15 protein-coding genes and 1 pseudogene are annotated in these 16,350 nt (G+C 69.2%); 3 read left to right on the top strand and 13 right to left on the bottom strand.

The features are described 5' to 3' along the window. Positions 1–24 precede the first annotated feature (24 nt). Positions 25–378 carry a VOC family protein gene (locus QJR12_RS09980; RefSeq protein WP_300581426.1) on the bottom strand — a complete coding sequence of 118 codons (354 nt, stop codon included), beginning with the start codon at positions 376–378 and terminating at the stop codon, positions 25–27. 161 nt (positions 379–539) lie between these two features. Here QJR12_RS09980 and QJR12_RS09975 point away from each other — a divergent pair, with 161 nt between their 5' ends. After that, the gene (locus QJR12_RS09975; RefSeq protein WP_300581423.1) at positions 540–1,427 is read left to right on the top strand and encodes an NYN domain-containing protein; all 888 of its coding nucleotides are present in this window, start codon (positions 540–542) and stop codon (positions 1,425–1,427) included. A gap of 65 nt (positions 1,428–1,492) precedes the next feature. After that, positions 1,493–2,647, top strand: coding sequence for an FIST N-terminal domain-containing protein (locus QJR12_RS09970; protein WP_300581421.1), 1,155 nt, complete (start codon positions 1,493–1,495; stop codon positions 2,645–2,647). 26 nt (positions 2,648–2,673) lie between these two features. On the opposite strand, the gene QJR12_RS09965 is transcribed toward QJR12_RS09970, so the two are convergent. After that, the gene (locus QJR12_RS09965) at positions 2,674–3,354 is read right to left on the bottom strand and encodes a class I SAM-dependent methyltransferase (protein ID WP_300581418.1); all 681 of its coding nucleotides are present in this window, start codon (positions 3,352–3,354) and stop codon (positions 2,674–2,676) included. Positions 3,355–3,481: 127 nt separating this feature from the next. Between QJR12_RS09965 and QJR12_RS09960 the strand changes: the two genes are divergently transcribed. After that, on the top strand, positions 3,482–5,524 hold the full coding sequence (locus tag QJR12_RS09960) for a glycoside hydrolase family 172 protein (protein ID WP_300581416.1): 2,043 nt from the start codon (positions 3,482–3,484) through the stop codon (positions 5,522–5,524). A 266-nt stretch (positions 5,525–5,790) separates the two neighbouring features. Here the strand turns inward: QJR12_RS09960 and QJR12_RS09955 are convergent, their stop codons facing one another. The 11 genes and pseudogenes from QJR12_RS09955 to QJR12_RS09905 form a co-directional block, all read right to left on the bottom strand. Next, positions 5,791–7,296, bottom strand: a complete 1,506-nt coding sequence (locus tag QJR12_RS09955) for an NADH-quinone oxidoreductase subunit C (protein WP_300581413.1) — start codon at positions 7,294–7,296, stop codon at positions 5,791–5,793. A 1-nt stretch (position 7,297) separates the two neighbouring features. Then, complete coding sequence (locus QJR12_RS09950; protein WP_300581411.1) at positions 7,298–8,779, bottom strand: proton-conducting transporter membrane subunit; 1,482 nt, start codon at positions 8,777–8,779, stop codon at positions 7,298–7,300. Then, the gene (locus QJR12_RS09945; protein WP_300581408.1) at positions 8,779–9,438 is read right to left on the bottom strand and encodes a hypothetical protein; all 660 of its coding nucleotides are present in this window, start codon (positions 9,436–9,438) and stop codon (positions 8,779–8,781) included. Before QJR12_RS09945 ends, QJR12_RS09950 begins: the two co-directional genes overlap by 1 nt. Before the next feature lie 7 nt (positions 9,439–9,445). Then, a complete protein-coding gene (locus QJR12_RS09940) occupies positions 9,446–10,393 on the bottom strand; it encodes an NADH-quinone oxidoreductase subunit H (protein WP_300581405.1) in 948 nt (315 codons plus the stop codon). Continuing rightward, a complete protein-coding gene (locus tag QJR12_RS09935) occupies positions 10,390–12,426 on the bottom strand; it encodes a proton-conducting transporter membrane subunit (protein WP_300581403.1) in 2,037 nt (678 codons plus the stop codon). The genes QJR12_RS09940 and QJR12_RS09935 overlap by 4 nt, the downstream gene beginning before the upstream one ends. A 43-nt stretch (positions 12,427–12,469) precedes the next feature. Beyond that, complete coding sequence (gene nuoB / locus QJR12_RS09930) at positions 12,470–12,952, bottom strand: NADH-quinone oxidoreductase subunit NuoB (protein ID WP_300582400.1); 483 nt, start codon at positions 12,950–12,952, stop codon at positions 12,470–12,472. Continuing rightward, the gene (locus tag QJR12_RS09925; RefSeq protein ID WP_300581400.1) at positions 12,952–13,323 is read right to left on the bottom strand and encodes a metalloregulator ArsR/SmtB family transcription factor; all 372 of its coding nucleotides are present in this window, start codon (positions 13,321–13,323) and stop codon (positions 12,952–12,954) included. The genes nuoB and QJR12_RS09925 overlap by 1 nt, the downstream gene beginning before the upstream one ends. A 433-nt stretch (positions 13,324–13,756) precedes the next feature. Further along, positions 13,757–14,006 (bottom strand): annotated as a pseudogene (locus QJR12_RS09920) (hypothetical protein); the annotation flags it as partial. 41 nt (positions 14,007–14,047) lie between these two features. Then, positions 14,048–14,368 (bottom strand): hypothetical protein, encoded by a 321-nt coding sequence (locus tag QJR12_RS09915; protein WP_300581398.1) that lies wholly within the window; start codon positions 14,366–14,368, stop codon positions 14,048–14,050. A 388-nt stretch (positions 14,369–14,756) separates the two neighbouring features. Then, positions 14,757–15,692, bottom strand: a complete 936-nt coding sequence (locus QJR12_RS09910; protein WP_300581395.1) for a hypothetical protein — start codon at positions 15,690–15,692, stop codon at positions 14,757–14,759. Next, complete coding sequence (locus QJR12_RS09905) at positions 15,689–16,000, bottom strand: hypothetical protein (RefSeq protein ID WP_300581393.1); 312 nt, start codon at positions 15,998–16,000, stop codon at positions 15,689–15,691. Before QJR12_RS09905 ends, QJR12_RS09910 begins: the two co-directional genes overlap by 4 nt. Positions 16,001–16,350 lie beyond the last annotated feature (350 nt).

Raw genomic sequence — 16,350 nt, 5'->3', positions numbered from 1 at the left:
GGCGCCGCCGGCGCGTTTCCCCATTCAGCGGGCCAGCGGCTTGTAGAACACCAGGCCGTTGCCTTTGTTGTCGTAGACCACCGCGCGCCGCTCGTGGGCGTCGTCGTAGGGGCCCTTCACGATGCCGCCGCCGCTGGCCTCGACGGCCTTCGCCGCGCCGTCGACATCGGCGGTTTTGATACCGACGACTACCTGCCCGGGCATGGGGTGATCCACCGCGGTCGCCAGCGCGAGCGTGATCGGCCCACCGTCGAGGGCCGCAAAGTGCGCGCCGTCGCGGAACTTCAGCGGCATTCCCAGGGTTTCGCTGTAAAACCGGATCGACTCGTCCAGATTGTCGGTGGACAAGACGATCATTTTCACTTCGTGCTCGCTCATTGGTGCCTCCTGTGGGTGGCTCGCTTGCGCAGCGGGCCGGGACTGCACTGTGTTGACTCGCGGGACTGGTTGTCTTCAGGGCAGAACAACCATAACAACCAGGTCGACACCGAAGTGACGATCGGCACCGTGATCGGCGTCCGATGGTCGAGACTGGGTTCATGACGGAACACGATGCGGGACGCGTTGCGGTCTACCTCGACTTCGACAACATCGTGATCTCCCGCTATGACCAAGTGAACGGCCGCAACTCATTCCAGCGCGACAAGGCCAAAGGACTGGACAAGTATCCAGATCGGCTGGCGCGGGCCATCGTCGACGTCGGCGCCATCATCGATTTCGCGTCGTCGTTCGGGACCTTGGTGCTCACCCGCGCGTACGCGGACTGGTCGGATGAGGTCAACACGGGTTACCGCAAGCAATTGGTGGGCCGCGCGGTCGATCTGGTGCAACTGTTCCCGGCGGCGGCTTACGGCAAAAACGCCGCCGACATCCGGCTGGCCGTCGACGCGGTCGAGGACATGTTCCGCCTGCCCGACCTGACCCATGTGGTGATCGTGGCCGGAGACTCCGACTACATCCCGTTGGCGCAGCGCTGTCGGCGGCTTGGTCGCTACGTGGTGGGGGTGGGTGTGGCCGGTGCGTCGAGCAGGGCGCTGGCGGCCGCCTGCGACGAGTTCGTCACCTACGACGCGCTGCCGGGGGTTTCGGTGCTGGAGCCCGAACCGGCTCCCGCCGATGCCGATGCGCCGAAGCGGCGCACCCGCCGCACCAAGGAGGCCGAGGAGCCTCAACCGCCCGATCCGCACGCCGCGGCCACCGGTCTGCTGACCCGTGCGCTGCGGATCGGCATGGAAAAAGACGACGTCGAGTGGCTGCACAACTCCTCGGTCAAGGCGCAGATGAAGCGAATGGACCCGTCGTTTAGCGAAAAGTCCCTGGGATTCAAGTCTTTCAGCGACTTTCTGCGTTCGCGCTCTGAGCTTGTGGAACTCGATGAGAGTTCGACGACGCGGATGGTGCGACTACGCGCCAACGCCGAAGGGTGAGACCGCCGCCGCAGGCCGCGGTGTTGACTGTTCCGCCGCGCCCATGGGCGGCGCATCATGGAAGGGTGCGAATCGCAGTCGGGGTTTCCTCGGCGCCCGAGGCGCGGCGGGCCGCGGAACAGGCGGCTGCGCAGGCGTGCGAGGGGCTCGCCGGCGAGTCGCCGTCGCTGGCGGTGCTGCTCGCCTCGCGACCGCACACCGGGCAGGCCGCCGACGCGCTGGGCGCGGTGCAGGAGATGCTCGCCCCGCCCTGCTTAATAGGATGCGTGGCCCAGGGAATCGTCGCGGGGCACCATGAGATCGAGAACGGACCCGCGCTCGCGCTGTGGGTGGCCTCGGGCCTGCCGGCCGAGCCGTTTCACCTGGATTTCATCCGTACCGGCTCGGGCGGGCTGCTCACCGGCTACCGGTTCGACCCGGGCGCAGCGGATGATCTGCACCTGCTGCTGGCGGATCCCTACACCTTCCCCTCGCATCTGCTCATCGAGCACCTCAACACCGACCTGCCCGGGGTGAAGGTGGTGGGCGGGCTGGTCAGCGGCGGGCAGGCACCGGGTGACACCCGGCTGTTTTGCGGGCGCGACGTGTTCAGCTCGGGCCTGGTGGGGGTGCGCCTGCCCGGCCAGCACGCTTTCCCGATCGTGTCGCAGGGGTGCCGGCCCATCGGCCAGCCCTACATCGTCACCGCCGCCGAGGGGACGGTGATCAACGAACTGGGCGGACGACCGCCGCTTCTGCGGCTGCGCGAGATCGTCGAGGGGTTGCCGCCCGGCGAGCAGGAACTCATCGGGCGTGGGGTGCAGATCGGGATCCTTGTCGATGAGCATTTGGTGGCCCCCGGTCCGGGCGACTTTTTGATCCGCGGGCTGCTGGGCGCCGATCCCGCCAGCGGGGCAATCGAACTCGGCCAGGCCGTGCAGGTCGGCGCGACCGTGCAATTTCAGGTGCGTGACCCGGCGGGGGCCGACAAAGATCTCCGCCTGACCCTGGAGCGCGCCTTGGCCGAACTGCCCGGACGCCCGGTGGGGGCGCTGCTGTTCACCTGCAACGGGCGGGGGCGGCGCATGTTCGGGGTCACCGACCATGACGCGGCGACGATCCAGGACCTGCTCGGGCCGACCACGCTGGCCGGGTTCTTCGCCGCCGGGGAGATCGGTCCCATCGCCGCCCGCAACGCGCTGCACGGGTTCACCGCCTCGATGGCGTTATTCACCGAGTAGGTTCACCCGGTAAGTTCATCCGGCGCTCAGCCGGTGGCGTGGTTGCGGCCCACCGGCTCGGGCCGGCCGAAGCGGAACATGATCTTCTGGTTGCCGTAGTAGTCGAGCCAGTCGAGCACTCCACCCGTGCCGAGATCCCGCGCGGCGATCGGGACAAAGCGGATGCGCAGCCGAGCGGCGGCAACCTGAAACCCAGCCTCGGAGAACCACCCGGCCACCCGATCAAGGTCATACAGCTCGGGCAGGCCCATCTCCCCGGCATTTTCCGCATGCCAGGCAGCCATCAGGGGGCTGGCGGCGTGCACACCCATGACGGCGTAATACACCCCGCCGGGCTTGAGGACCCGGAAAACGGACGTCGCGTGCCCCGGCAGATCGTCCAGCAGGTAGAGCACCTCATGGCTAAACGCCACATCGAAGCCGCCCCACCCCGCGGGCGGGGTTGCGGCGGTCTCGAACCGCAACGGGCGCGTGCCCGCCAGGCGGCGCGCGTCGCCGATCGCGCCCGCCGCAGGGTCGTAGCCGAAGCCCTCGCTGATCCCGCAGTCGTCGGCGAGCAGGCGCAGAAAACCTCCCCGGTTGCAGCCAACGTCGAGCACCCGCTTCCCGGCGAGGTCCACATCGATGGTGTCCAGCATCGCTTTCCAGACGAAGCGGTGCTCGTCCTGCATCGCCTCGTCCTCGGCCGCGCTCCGCCAATAGCTCACCAGCTCGCCCCCGTAAAGATCGCGATGGCGCTGCCCGACCCTCGGGATCGGCGGGCTCCCCGGCCGATAACCGACCTGGGACGCTCCCGGGGCGGGCCGTTGCCCTTAAACCGTAGCCTGGGGTGCTATGCCGCTGGCTGTTCGGGCACTCGTTGCGATGATCGTGCTGCTGCCGGGGCTTGCCGGTGCTGCCGGTGCGGCCGCTGCGCCCGCCGAACCGGTGCTCACACACCCCGGTTTGCCGTTGGTGGGCTGGGAGACCTTCCGCCGATTGGATCGGCTGCCGTATCTGAGCGCCGACACCCAAAGTCTGGAGGTGTCCAGCTTTGACCGCGGCGGCGGGGATTTCGACCTGTCCACCGGTAACCGCAACGGCACCGGTGGCTGTCTGGCGCCCGGCGGTGCCGGCTGTGTCGTCGCGCAGGATCGCGGAGCCGGCGAGGTCGACTCGATCTGGTTCACCCGCGACCGCGGCGACGTGCGCGCGATCGGAAGGATCCTCATCGAGCTGGACGGGCATCCGGTGGTAGACGCGCCGCTGCAATCGGTGGTCGATGGTGTGCTGGGGGCACCGTTCGTGTGGCCCCTGGTGGCCAACGCGGCGCAATCGCCGGGCGGCGTGTACATCAAGGTGCCGATGCCGTACCGACGGTCGATGCGGATCAGCGTCACCTCGAACCTGGAGTACTACCACGTCGACTATCGCCAGTTTTCGACCGCCGACGGCGTCACCACCTTCTCGCGCTCCGACCCCGCGCTCGACGTCCTCGCCACTCTGCGCGCCGCGGGCACCGTCGACCCTAAACCCTCCGCACCCTGGGCAACGCATACCGATCGTGCTGTCGCGCTGCCGGCTAACACCGCGCAGACGATCGCGGAATCCACCGGCCCGGGCAGCATTTCGGCGCTGCACCTGTGGCTGCCGAAATCGGGGGATCAACTTCTGGGCGGGGTGCGCCTGGTGATCGAGTTCGACGGCCGAACCACGGTCGACTCGCCCCTGGGGGAATTCTTCGGCGCCGGGCTGGGCCTTACCACTGTGCGTGCGCTGATGTTCGCCACGATCCCCCAGCCCGGCGGAGCGGTGGCGTTATCAGCTTGGTGGCCAATGCCTTTCGCCCGAACAGCCCGCCTCACACTGCTCAACACAACCGGAGATCTCCTAGCGGGAATCAGCAGCGACGTCGTGACCACACCCGATCCTCAATGGGCACCCGCACTGGCCAGCGGCCGCGCCGGCTACTTCACCGCCCGCTCGCACGCCGGGCCCACGACCCCCGGCCAAGACTGGTTGTTCGCCGACGAGCACGGCCATGGCAAGTTCGTCGGCGTCAACCACACCATGAGCGGCGCTGCGATCAAAACGGCGTTTATGGAAGACGCCCCGTACTTTCTCGAAGGAGCCGAACGGGTCTACACCGACGGCTCGGCATCCCCCCAGTGGTACGGGACCGGCACCGAAGACCTCTACGAGGGCGGCTGGTATTTCAACAACGGCAGCCGCTATAGCGCCCCGCTCACCGGCCAGCCGGATCAACGCACGGCCGCCGGTGGGTGTGCCGGCTATTGTGTCGCCGCCTACCGGCTCATGCTCACCGACGCCATCGGTTACCACTCGGCAATCCGATTCGGCATCGAGCACGGCAAACGCAACATGGTCCAACCCGACTACAGCTCAACCGCATTCCTCTACACCCAGCCCAGCGACACCGTCGCGGCCACCGATGATGTCTACCCCGCCGATCCGCTCAGTCGAATCCTGCACGGCTACACCGACGCCGACGCCGCCGACGAATTACTGCTCAGCGAGTACGAGGGCGCCGACGACACCCGCATGGTCGCCGGGCTGGTCCGCACCACCGGATCTGCGATCACCTTCCAGGTCCGCGTCGACCCCGGTAACCACGGTGTCCTGGTACGGCGCACGTCGGACCAACTAAACGGCTTTCAATCGGCCGACATTGCCATAGACGGGCTACCCGCCGGAACCTGGCTTCAGCCGCGCAGCAACGGCACCCACCGCTGGCTTGACGACATCCACCTGGTAGCAGGGTCTTTCACCGCCGGAAAATCTCTGATAACGGTCACGCTGACCCCCACCCCCGGCTCCCCGCCGTGGACCGCCAGCCATTACCACATCGACACCCTGACGAGCGAACCCGACCCGTGAGCGCGGCCGGCTCGAATCCGACAAGGCCGTTGTCGTGGCGGGTGCGTCACGGCTGTCACACCGGTCACGATGACGAATCACGATACCGAAATGCCCGCCTCTGAGCGATTTTCGGCACCAAGGGGTCGTCCCGGCGAGCCTGACGGCGGCCACCGGAGACCGATGTACTCGCCTCGCCCGTGGCCAGCTATGACGCCGCTGCATGCCGACCCGCTTCGGACGGCCCACCCGGACCGGCGGCGGGTCCCATAGACCTACCCATAGACCTAGAGGTCGTTGCCGGCGTAGGAGAGGTTGAAGCTTTTGTTGACGAGGGGAAAGTCGGGGACGATGGCTCCGCTGAGGGCGATGGGCAGGGCGGGCCAGTTGAAGAAGGACGGGTCGACGATCTTGTTCCGGGTGAGGGTGTGGTCGAAAGCGAGTTCGACACGGTGGGTGATGGTGCCGCGCCATCCTTCGACGATGCCGACGCCGGAGACGGCGCGGGCCGTGGCTCCGGTCGGGGGTTCGGTGCGGGTGGTGCCGGCGGTGACGGTGGGCGTCAGCGCCGTGATCAGCGCGGCGGAGGCGGCGATTTCGTCGGCACGGACGAGGAATCGGGCCAGGACGTCGCCGGTGTCGCGGGTGACGGGGGTGAACGCGCCTCCGCCATCGTGGAACGGGTGTTGGTGGCGGGCGTCGACGGGCAGGCCGCTGGCGCGGGCCACGTAGCCGAGTGTGCCGAGGTCGCGGGCAGCGTCACGGCTGAGGATGGCGGTGGCGGTGAAGCGGTCGGTGACGACGCTGTGGCCGAGGGCGAGGTGGACGATCTCGGCAATGTCGGCAGCGATGGCGCGCAGGCGGCCGGTGTCGGGCAGGGTGCGCAGGTGGGCGCCGCCGGGGATCACGCCGCCGCGAAGCAGCCGGTGGCCGGTAATTTCGGCGTTGAGGCGGAGCAGTTGTTCGCGAATGCGCAGGGCGTGCGCGTGCAGGATGCCGTGGCCGACGTCGTTGCAGAGTGCGCCGATGTCAGTGGTGTGGTTGTAGAGCCGTTCGAGTTCGAGGAGGATCGCGCGTTTGCGCTGGGCCTGTGGGGGCACCGGCCAGCCGGTGGCATCTTCGACGGCAAGGCAGTAGGCGAGCGCGTGGCCGACGGTCGTGTCGCCGCTGACCCGTTCGGCCAGGGCCAGTGCGTCGGCGATGTCGCGGCTCTGGAAGAGTCTTTCGACGCCTTTGTGGACGAACCAGAGGCGGGCTTTGAGTTTGAGGATGGTTTCGCCGACGACGGAGAAGCGGAAGTGGCCGGGTTCGATGAGGCCGGCGTGGACGGGTCCGACGGGGATTTCGTAGACGCCGGGGCCTTCCACGGTGAGGAAGGGGTAGGGGCCTTCGGGGTCGCCGAATTCGGGTGGCGGGCCGGTGTCGGCCCGCATCGGGTACCAGCCGCGGGGCCAGTGGTGGTGGCGGACGAGTCGGCGGGGTTGCGGGTGGTCGAGCGGGATGACGCCGTACAGGTCGTGCATTTCGCGTTCGAACCTGCTGGCGGGGAACGACAGCGCGGCGAGGCTGGGGAGTTGCGGCCGGTGTGGGTCCAGGCGGATGTGCAGTTCGATGCGTGAGTCGGGCGGGCCGCTGGTGAGCAGGTACACCACGCGCAGCGCATCGCCGTCGTCGTGCTGCGCGGCGACCAGGGCGAGGCGATAGCCGTCGGCGAGCAGCTGCCCGGCGGTGGCGGACAGCTGCTCGGGCCCGAGTTCGATCACGCTGCGGTGGGTGCCGGCGATCGTGGTCATGTCAGGTTCCTCCAGCGGCGAGGGCGGCGACGTGCAGCAGTGCCCGCAGCGGCCACGCGGTTATCCCCAGGACGGCGCACACGCCCAGCCCGGCGATCAGCGCGGCCGCGGCGGTGCCGGGAAGCCGCAGCGGCCCCGCTGTCGCGGTCGGAGGCCGCTCGTGCGAGCCGAGCAACATGTCGCCGGCGTGCGCGGCGACCGCGGCGAAGATCACCAGCATGGATGCCAAGGCGAGGGTGACCGCCCAGCCCAAGCCCGCGGCGAAGCCGGCGCGGAACATGCCCAATTCGCTGGCGAACAGGCTGAACGGGGGCAGGCCGAGCAACGCGAGCAGGCCCACACCGAAGGTGCCGGCGAGCAGCGGCGCCCGCCCGGCGAGGTCGCGCACGGCATGAATGTGGCTGCTGCCCAGGGCCTGGTGCAGGTGCCCGGAGCTGAGGAACAGCACCGCCTTGGCGAGTCCGTGCCCGAGAATGTGCAAGAGCACGGCGGCGATCGCGAGCTGGCTCCCGGCCGCGGCGCCCAGGGCGATCAGGCCCATGTGCTCGATGCTGTGGTAGGCCAGCATGCGTTTGTAGTCGCGTTGGGCCAGCAGCAGCGCCGCGGCGAGCGTGATCGAGGCGAGCGCGACGATGAGCAGCAGGGTGCGGGCGAAACCGCCGCCGAGCGCGGCGTCGGAGATGACCTTGACCCGCAGGATGGCGTAGAACGCCACCGAGAGCAGCACCCCGGACATCAGCGCGGAGACCGGGGCGGGCGCCTGGCTGTGGGCATCGGGAAGCCAGGCGTGCATCGGCACCAGCCCGGTCTTGGTGCCGAAGCCGAGCACGAGCAGGGCGACCGCGATGCGGGTCACGCCGGGATCGAGCGCGTGCGCGCCGGCGGTCAGGCTGGTCCAGTCCATCGCGTGGGGGGCGGGCAGCCCGGTGTGCACGGCCGCGTAGTTGAGCAGCACGATGCCGAGGAAGGCCAGCGCGATGCCGACCGAGCAAACCACCACGTATTTCCACGCGGCCTCGACCGAGTTGCGGGTGTGCCGGTGCCCGACCAGGAACGCCGTGAAGATCGTGGTGGCCTCGATCGCGGCCCACAGCACGCCCAGGCTGGCGGCGAGCACGGCGGTGTTCATCGCGGCGATGAAGGCCTGGGTGAACATCCCGTAGCGGCGGGTGGCGCGGGCGTCGTTGTGCCCCAAGGAGAGCTCCCCGGCCAGGTAGGCGGGGCTGGCGGCCATCGCCAGCACGGCGATGGCGCCGATCACGATGACCATGTAGGCCGACAGGGCGTCGGCGCGCAGCAGCCCGCCGAGCCCGGTGCGCGGCTGGGTCCGGGTGACGACAACGGCCAGCGCGATGCCGCTGGCGAGCACGCCCGCGGCGGCCAGCGCGCCGAGCCACGCGGTGCGCCGCTGCCAGCCCAGCGCCGCGTAGGCCAGCCCGGCCAGCGCGGGCAGCACGATCGGTACCAGAACAAGGAGGGTCATCAGTCGCGCAGCTCCCGCAGTTCGTCCAGGTCGGTGCTGCCAAACACGGCGCGCATCCGGCCGGTGAGCACCTGCAGCACAAGCACGGCCAGCACCACGTCGAAGGAGACGCCGAGCTCGACGACCATCGGAACCCCAGCGGTGGTGAGGAACGCGGTCGCGGTGATGCCGTTGTCCAGCAACAGGAACCCGGCCAGCTGCGAGAGCGCGCGGTGGCGGGTGACCAGCACGAAGAACCCGAGCAGCACCACGGTCACCGCGACCGGCACCGCGGAGGCGGCCGGTGACGGCGAGAGCCGCACCACCGGCCGGGTGACGGTGTAGGCGAGCAGCGCGAGCAGCGCCGCCGCGACCAGCGATGCGGCGACGTTGACCAGCGGCTGGGTCTCCCGCGCCTCCCCGGAGGCCTCCAGAGCGCGTCGGACGACCAGGGGCAGCAGCACCCCGCGCAGCAGCAGGATCCCGACCGCGACGGCGCCGAGCTCGGCGTCGTGCTGGTCCACGGCGAGCACCGCGACCAGCCCGGCCAGCGCCGTGCCCTGGAGCGCGAACAGCCGCACGATCGCCGACAGCCGCCGGCGCCACAGGATCAGCACCGCGGCCAGCAGGAACACCCCGCATGTCAGGTCGAGCAGTTGCACGTAGGTCGTCTCGTTCATATCCGTCTCAGCCCAGGAAGAAGGATGCGGCCACGGCCAGCAGCGCGAGCAGGAACGAGCCGGCCAGCAGCTCCGGCACCCGGAACAGCCGCAGCTTGGCCAGGAACACCTCACCGGCGGCGAGGCCGACGCCGAGCGTGGCCACCTTGGCCGCGAACACGACCAGCGCCAACGGGATCGCGGCCAGCCCGGCGCCGGTCACGATTCCCCACGGCGCGAACAGGCTGACCAGCAACCCGAGCAGCACGCCCAGGCGCATCGCCGAGGCCCACTCCACCAACGCGAGATCGGGGCCGGCGTACTCGAGAATCATCGCCTCGTGGATCATCGTCAGCTCGAGGTGGGTGGACGGGTTGTCCACCGGCAGCCGTCCGGCCTCGGCTATGGTCACCACCGCCAGCGCGACCGCGGCGAGCAGGCTCGCCGGGGAGATCACCGCGCGTGGGTCGTGCACGGTGGCGCCGACGATGGCGGCGAGGTTCGTCGAGCCGACCCGCACCGACAGCGCGAACACCGACAGCAGGATCGTCGGCTCCACCAGCGACATCACGGTCATCTCGCGGCTGGCGCCCATGCCACCGAACGCGGTGCCGGTGTCCAGCCCGGCCACCGCGAGCGCCACCGTGCCCAGCGCCAGCACCGCGGCCACCGCGATCAGGTCCGCGACCGGGTCCAGGGGCGAGGAGGTGGTGGCGAAGGGCACGACCGCGGCAACGACCAGAACGGTCGCGGTCAGCAGCAGCGGCGCGGCGCGGAAGACCCATCCGGTGCCCTCCGGGGTGATCGGCTCCTTGCGCAGCAGTTTGCGCAGGTCGCGCCAGGGCTGCGCCACGCCGGCCCCGGCGCGTCCCTCCAACCGGGCGCGCACCTGACGCATCAGCCCCACCAGCAGCGGCGAACCGCCGCCGACGAGGGCAACCTGCGCGGCGGAGCCGAGCGCACCGGCCGCGGTCATCGGATCACCGCGAGCACGATCAGCAACCCGGTGAACGCGAAGAACCCGTAGCCCAGATAGCGGTGCACGCTGCCGTTGGCCAGGCCGCGGGCGGCCTCACCGACCGCGTGGGACGCCGACAGCACCGGCTCATAGAGGCGATGTTCGATCCGGTCGGGCACCCTGGCCTGAAACTGGACGCGCTCGACCAGGTATGCCGACTCGGTGGTCGGGGTGACGTCGACGTCGGTCTCCGGCGCGAGCACATCGTCAAAGACCCGCTGCAGCGGTTCGGCGAACGACGTGGCGGTGTACTCCATCCGCGCCGACATGGGACCGGCTCCGCAGTCCCACAGCCGGGCCACCCGCCGGGCCCGCCGCGCCGCGAGCACCCGGACACCGGCCAGCGCGCCGACGGCCGCGGCCAGCAGCGCGACCGTGATCAGCAGCGGCGACATGCTGCCCGGATAACCGGTCAGCCGCAGGGTCACCGGTCCGTGCACCGCCTCCACGGCGGCCGACCCGAACGCCGTGGAGGCCACCCGGGACAGCTTCGGGAGCACCGCCGCCGGCGCGATCGCCAGCACGACGCATCCGGCCGCGGCCAGGCCGGCCCCGGTCAGCATCGAGGACGGGCTCTCCACCGCCTGTTCGGCGGCGGTGCTGCGCGGGCGGGCCAGAAACCCCACCCCGAACGCCTTCACGAACGTCGCCACCGCCAGCCCGGCGGTCAACGCCACCACGGCCACCGCGAGCGGCATCGCCACCGCGGTCGCCGTCGCCGTCGTCGGCAGCGCATGGATCAGGCTTTGCAGCAGCAGCCACTCGCTGACGAAGCCGTTGCCCGGCGGCAGTGCCGACGCGCCCAGGGCGCCGACCGCGAACAACGCCGTGGTCACGGGCATCCGCGGCCGCAGCCCACCGAGTGCGTCCAGGTTGCGGCTGCCGGTGGCGCGCAGCACCGACCCGGCCGAGCAGAACAGCACCGTCTTGAACGCCGCGTGATTGACCAGATGCAACAGCCCCGCGGTCAGCGCCAGCCCGGCCAGCAGCCGGTTTCCGGACGCGGCGAAGTACCCGCCCGCGCCGACGCCGATCAAGACCAGGCCCATGTTCTCGGTGGTCGAGTACGCGAGCAGCCGTTTGAGGTCGACGGCCACCACGGCCTGCAAGATCCCGTACAGCGCCGAGACCGCACCCGCGGTCAGCACCGCCAGCCACCACCACCGCGACCCGCCACCCAGCAGGTCCAGGCCCACCCGCCACACTCCGTACACCCCGAGGTTCACCATCGCCGCGCTCATCAACGCCGAGACATGGCTGGGCGCCTCCGGATGCGCCCGGGGCAGCCACACGTGCAGCGGCACCACCCCGGCCTTGGATGCGAACCCGAGCAGCGTCGCCGCGAACACCGCACCCTTCATGGCCGGTGACATTCCGCCTGCGGCGGCCCGCAACTGCGGGAACGACTCGCCGTGCGCGGCCGCGGCGAAACCCACCAGCCCGGCCAGGATCGCCAATAGCCCCAGGTGCGTCATCACCGCATACCAGCGCCCGGCCTCGCCGACCGCGGCTCGACGCCGATGCTCAGCCAGCACCAGAAGCAGCGAGGTCAGCGCCATCAGCTCCCACGCCACCAGCAACGTGCTCACACTCGCTGCCACCGGCACCAGCAGCATCGCGGCCACGAACAGCGGCAGCGTCGCCTGCATCACCCGGCCGTCGCCGTGCGCACCATGCCCGCTCGGCCGCACGTAGCCGATGCCGTACACCGCCGCACACACCGCGACCGCGCCGGTGACCGCCACGAACAGCCCGCCGAGCGGGTCCAGCGCCAACCGCACCCCGGCCAGCGGCAGCAGATCCGGAAGCCATGCGCCGAACGACGACCCACCCATCGCGGCCGCCCCGGCCACCACCGCGGCCAGCCCGGCGCCCGCAGTCCCGACGCCCACCAGCATCGGCCGGCGGCGAGTCGGCACCGCCAGCCCGGCGGCCACCGCGAGCACGCTTAACCCCAGCGCCGTGCCGAACGCCGACCCGGCAACGCTCACCGCCGACGTCCCCCGGCAGCGTGGGACCTGGCAGGGCAACGCTTCATCGGCCGGTCACCCCCCGCAGCGCGGCGACGATCGCCTCCGGCGGTGGCGGGCAGCCCGGCACCTGCACGTCCACCGGCACGACGTCGGAGACCGCACCGGCCACCCCGTACCCGCCGGCGAACACTCCGCAGTTGAGGGCGCAGTCCCCGCAGGCCACCACCAGCCGCGGCTGGGGCACCGCCTCATAGGTGCGGCGCAGCGCCACCTCCATGTTGCGGGTCACCGGCCCGGTCACCAGCAGCGCATCGGCATGCCGTGGCGAGGCCACCAACCGGGCACCGTAGCGTTCGGCGTCATAGACCGGCCCGAACGCCGACGCAATCTCGATCTCACAGCCGTTGCATGAGCCGGCGTCCACATGCCGCAGCTGCAGCGACCCGCTCAGCTCGCCCGCCCGCCCCGGGCCGGTCCCGGCCGGCCGCGGCGGGGCCGGCTCGGCCACTCGACCCGTAGCACGGATCTTGCGCCACAACCCGATCACGACACCGTGCTCCGGCTGACCCCGGCGCCGATCTCGTCGGGCTGCTCGGTCCGCAACTCGGCGAGCAGCTCATTCTGCCCGGACAGCAGCTCAGTCAAGATTCGCCGGGCCGCGCCCATCAACTCCGCCATGTCCCCACAGGCCAGCGCATACTTCACCGTGTTGCCCGTGCGTGTCGCGGTCACGATCCCCGAGCGGCGCAACACCCCCAACTGCTGCGACAGGCTTGATGGCTCGATATCGATCACCGCCAGCATGTCCCGCACCGATCGCGGCCCATTGGCCAGCAGCTCCAGCACCCGGATCCGCGCCGGATGCCCCAGTATCCGGAAGAACTCCGCTTTCGCCTGATACAGCGGGACCGACACCGCCAGCCTCCCACTCCCTGCACCACCTACCACGCCGACAAGAAAAATAACATATCGAAATTGAAGAACTTCTAAAGTCTACAGGCTGGTCCTCCCGCGCCCTCGGGAGGGTATGGCCGTCGCCCGGGCGCAGCGGACCGGCCAGCTCACTCCAGCCGGCCCGCAGCGAGGGCTTCAACCCCATCCGTCGCGGCGCGCGTTGGTCACGATCCGTCCCACCGGTCACGGTGTCGAACCACCATGCGAAATGCCCGCCTCTGAGCGACTTTTCACCGCGGCGAGCGTCTCCGTCAACGAACTCTGGGCTTGCTCAACGTGGCCCTAGACCTAGATGAACGATCCGCAGATCGCTGCCCCCACCGGCGTGGGTTCGACCGGTCACCCGGTCTGGGCTCAGGGCCAGTGCCGGTAATGACCGGCTCGGGTAGCCAACCTAGTTGGTTGGTGGTGGCGGCTGCGGCTGGAAGGGCTCATACCACCACCAGTCGGCGCGCTCGCCGGGGCCCGGCCCATGGGGGCGCAGCGGGCGGCGAAAGCGTCGGCGGACGTGCGAGCAACCCTGCGCTGAGCCGTCGACCGCAGCTCTCGGTGACGATCAGATCGTCAGCGGGTCCGGCGATAGTAATGACGCCCCGGTAGTGCAACCGATGGTGATACGGGCAGACCAACACTAAGTTAGTGACCAGTTCGGGAAACTACCCCCATATGGTGCTGGCAGCAGAGCTCACCGGTTCCAATCCACTATCTTCATTCGCACGTCAATACCTGCCCCAAGTTTCTGTTGAAGCGCACGAAGGAAACCCCATTGATGCGACACCTCGGCAGCCAGCCGCCTGCACACGCGTTCCACCGCCTCGACTGGCTGATGTTCATAGTCGAGTTCAGTGTCTCGCTCCAGGCTCTCGATTGCCGAAGCGACCGGCATCTCGTTGTGCAGCAGCATGACCGCGATCCGGCGCTTGTCGACCAGCACCACCCAACGCATCCCTTCGGGCAGCTCCGGCAGCGACGACGATGTGGTTTCGTCACTGGCTACATACGTCATGGCTGGCTCCACTTGAGTTTCCTCAATCCCACAACGACTCCCCACATACCTAGAGCGAGAAGCGGAGGCGCAATAAGCAGATAGTAGAAGTCGCCTGACCGGGTGAAGTACCACAAGGCGCCGCCGGCTAAGCCGAGGGGAAAGAGGCTGGTCGCTATCGTTGCGCGCGGATAACGTGTGGTGGGCGCGGGGCGCGGCTCGTGTCGGCGAGTGATCGCCTTATAACCGTTGATGAGGCAGACCACCGAAGCGATCACCGACGCACCCCGCAGGTACGGGTCTGCCGACGGGCGAAGCGACTCCCAAAAAAATACAACAGCAGAGTAGAGAAACACTGAGCCATAGGACACTGCGACCCGGGAATTGGCAATATTTGTCGTATTCGTCATCAGCCGTTTCCGTTCAGCATGTTGTCGACCCAGATACCGCCGAGATAGCCACCTCCTGCGACGATCCCACCGGCGATGCAGCCTCCGGGCACACCCAAGACCTCCAAGGGGGGAAATAGCGAAGTCAACAATCCACCATCTCCAGCGCCCGCCAGGCAGCCGGGGACGGCAGTCCCCAAAAAGCCACCTATTGTCGGGTTCGCCTCTGGCGGCGCGTCCGGGCCGGAGACCGGAGGCGGGGCTGGTCCCATCTGCGGCGGTCGCGGCGGCGGGCTGGCTGGCATGAGAGGCGGTGCGACGGAGGGGGGTGCTGGTGGTGCCGTAATCGCCTGCTCTAACTGGCCAATTGGATTCGGCGGCAGACTTGGCTGTGGTGCGGGTCCGTCGGTTTTGAAGTGGTGATCAACCGCCTGGATGTGGCCGCGGACGGCGCCCTCGCCGCCCAGGTCACCGGCGGAGGTGACGATATCGGTGGCGGTTTGATACTCCTGCGCGGCGAACGCGCCCGCCTGGGCGCGCAGCTCCGCGGTGATGGCCTGGGCGGTGGGTAACCGGGCGTACCAGGCCGTCGATCCGGGCGGATACATCGCGTCGGTGGCCGACCAGTCCTCGCCGACCACGAACCCGGACTGGCGGGCCTGCTCCACCGCGGACAGGACGGACTGCTGCTGCTGGTGCAGCACGCTGGCCCCGTTTTCGGCGGTGCCGGCGGCGGCATCGAGCAGCCCGGCCTCCTCCTCGGCGGTGCGCAGATGCCGCGCCATCGCGGCACGCATCGCCTCATCGGCCTGCCCCTGCCAGTCCAGCGAGTCGGCTTGCGCCTGGATCGCGCCTGCCACATTGCGGCGGCGCTCCGCCAGCTCGCGCCAGTGGGCGGCATGCTCGGTCAAATACGACACGTCATAGGCGCGCACCGCGGACTGGGTGGGAATCACGTGCTCTCCCGGATCGCGTCGGGGATCGTCGCGATCACATTTTTGATCACGCCCACCGCATCCGCCTCATTGGCGTCGTATCCGGTGGCCGCGACCTGCGTGGCCCCGGCGGTGGTGGAGATACGGGTGTGCAGGTCGGCGGTCGCGGCCTGGGCCGCGCCAGTCACCGCAGCGGAGGCGAGCATGGTGGGCCAGGGGGAGGGCAGCTCCAGCTGCGGCGGCGCGGCGTGCAGCTCGAACACTTGCGCATTCCAACCGGCGCCGGCTGTCCGCAATTCATCAGGGATGACCCGAAAAATCTCGGTCATTCGGAAAGTGTAACTGTCCTACTTACATGCCTGGATAGCTGTAAGAAAATTCTCACGCCTGAGGTCATGGCTGCGTTCGTCGGTGAGCTGGTCGGCTGGGTTCTGCCCGCGGTGGCGACGTCGCACCACAGGTGGCCGGCCGCGGTCATCTTCGGGCACCAGAGGCCCTGACCATGTCGTCGCCGGATGACAACGTGGGGCTGCTCACCGAAACGCGGGCGTATCGCGTATCGGCGCAAAGGGTGTAGAGTCCCAACACCTGACCTTGAATAACTCGGTCAGACCGCCGTCCCAGTGCCAGATGTAGTGCGCGTACAGACCGCTAGTGGCCACACAGCCAGGCACCCGCG

The sequence above is a fragment of the Mycobacterium sp. genome (assembly GCF_029961025.1).
In the GTDB taxonomy this organism is placed as follows: Bacteria; Actinomycetota; Actinomycetes; order Mycobacteriales; family Mycobacteriaceae; genus Mycobacterium.
The sequence above is the reverse complement of the archived record's forward strand: the minus strand, read 5'-3'. Positions and strand labels throughout refer to the sequence as shown.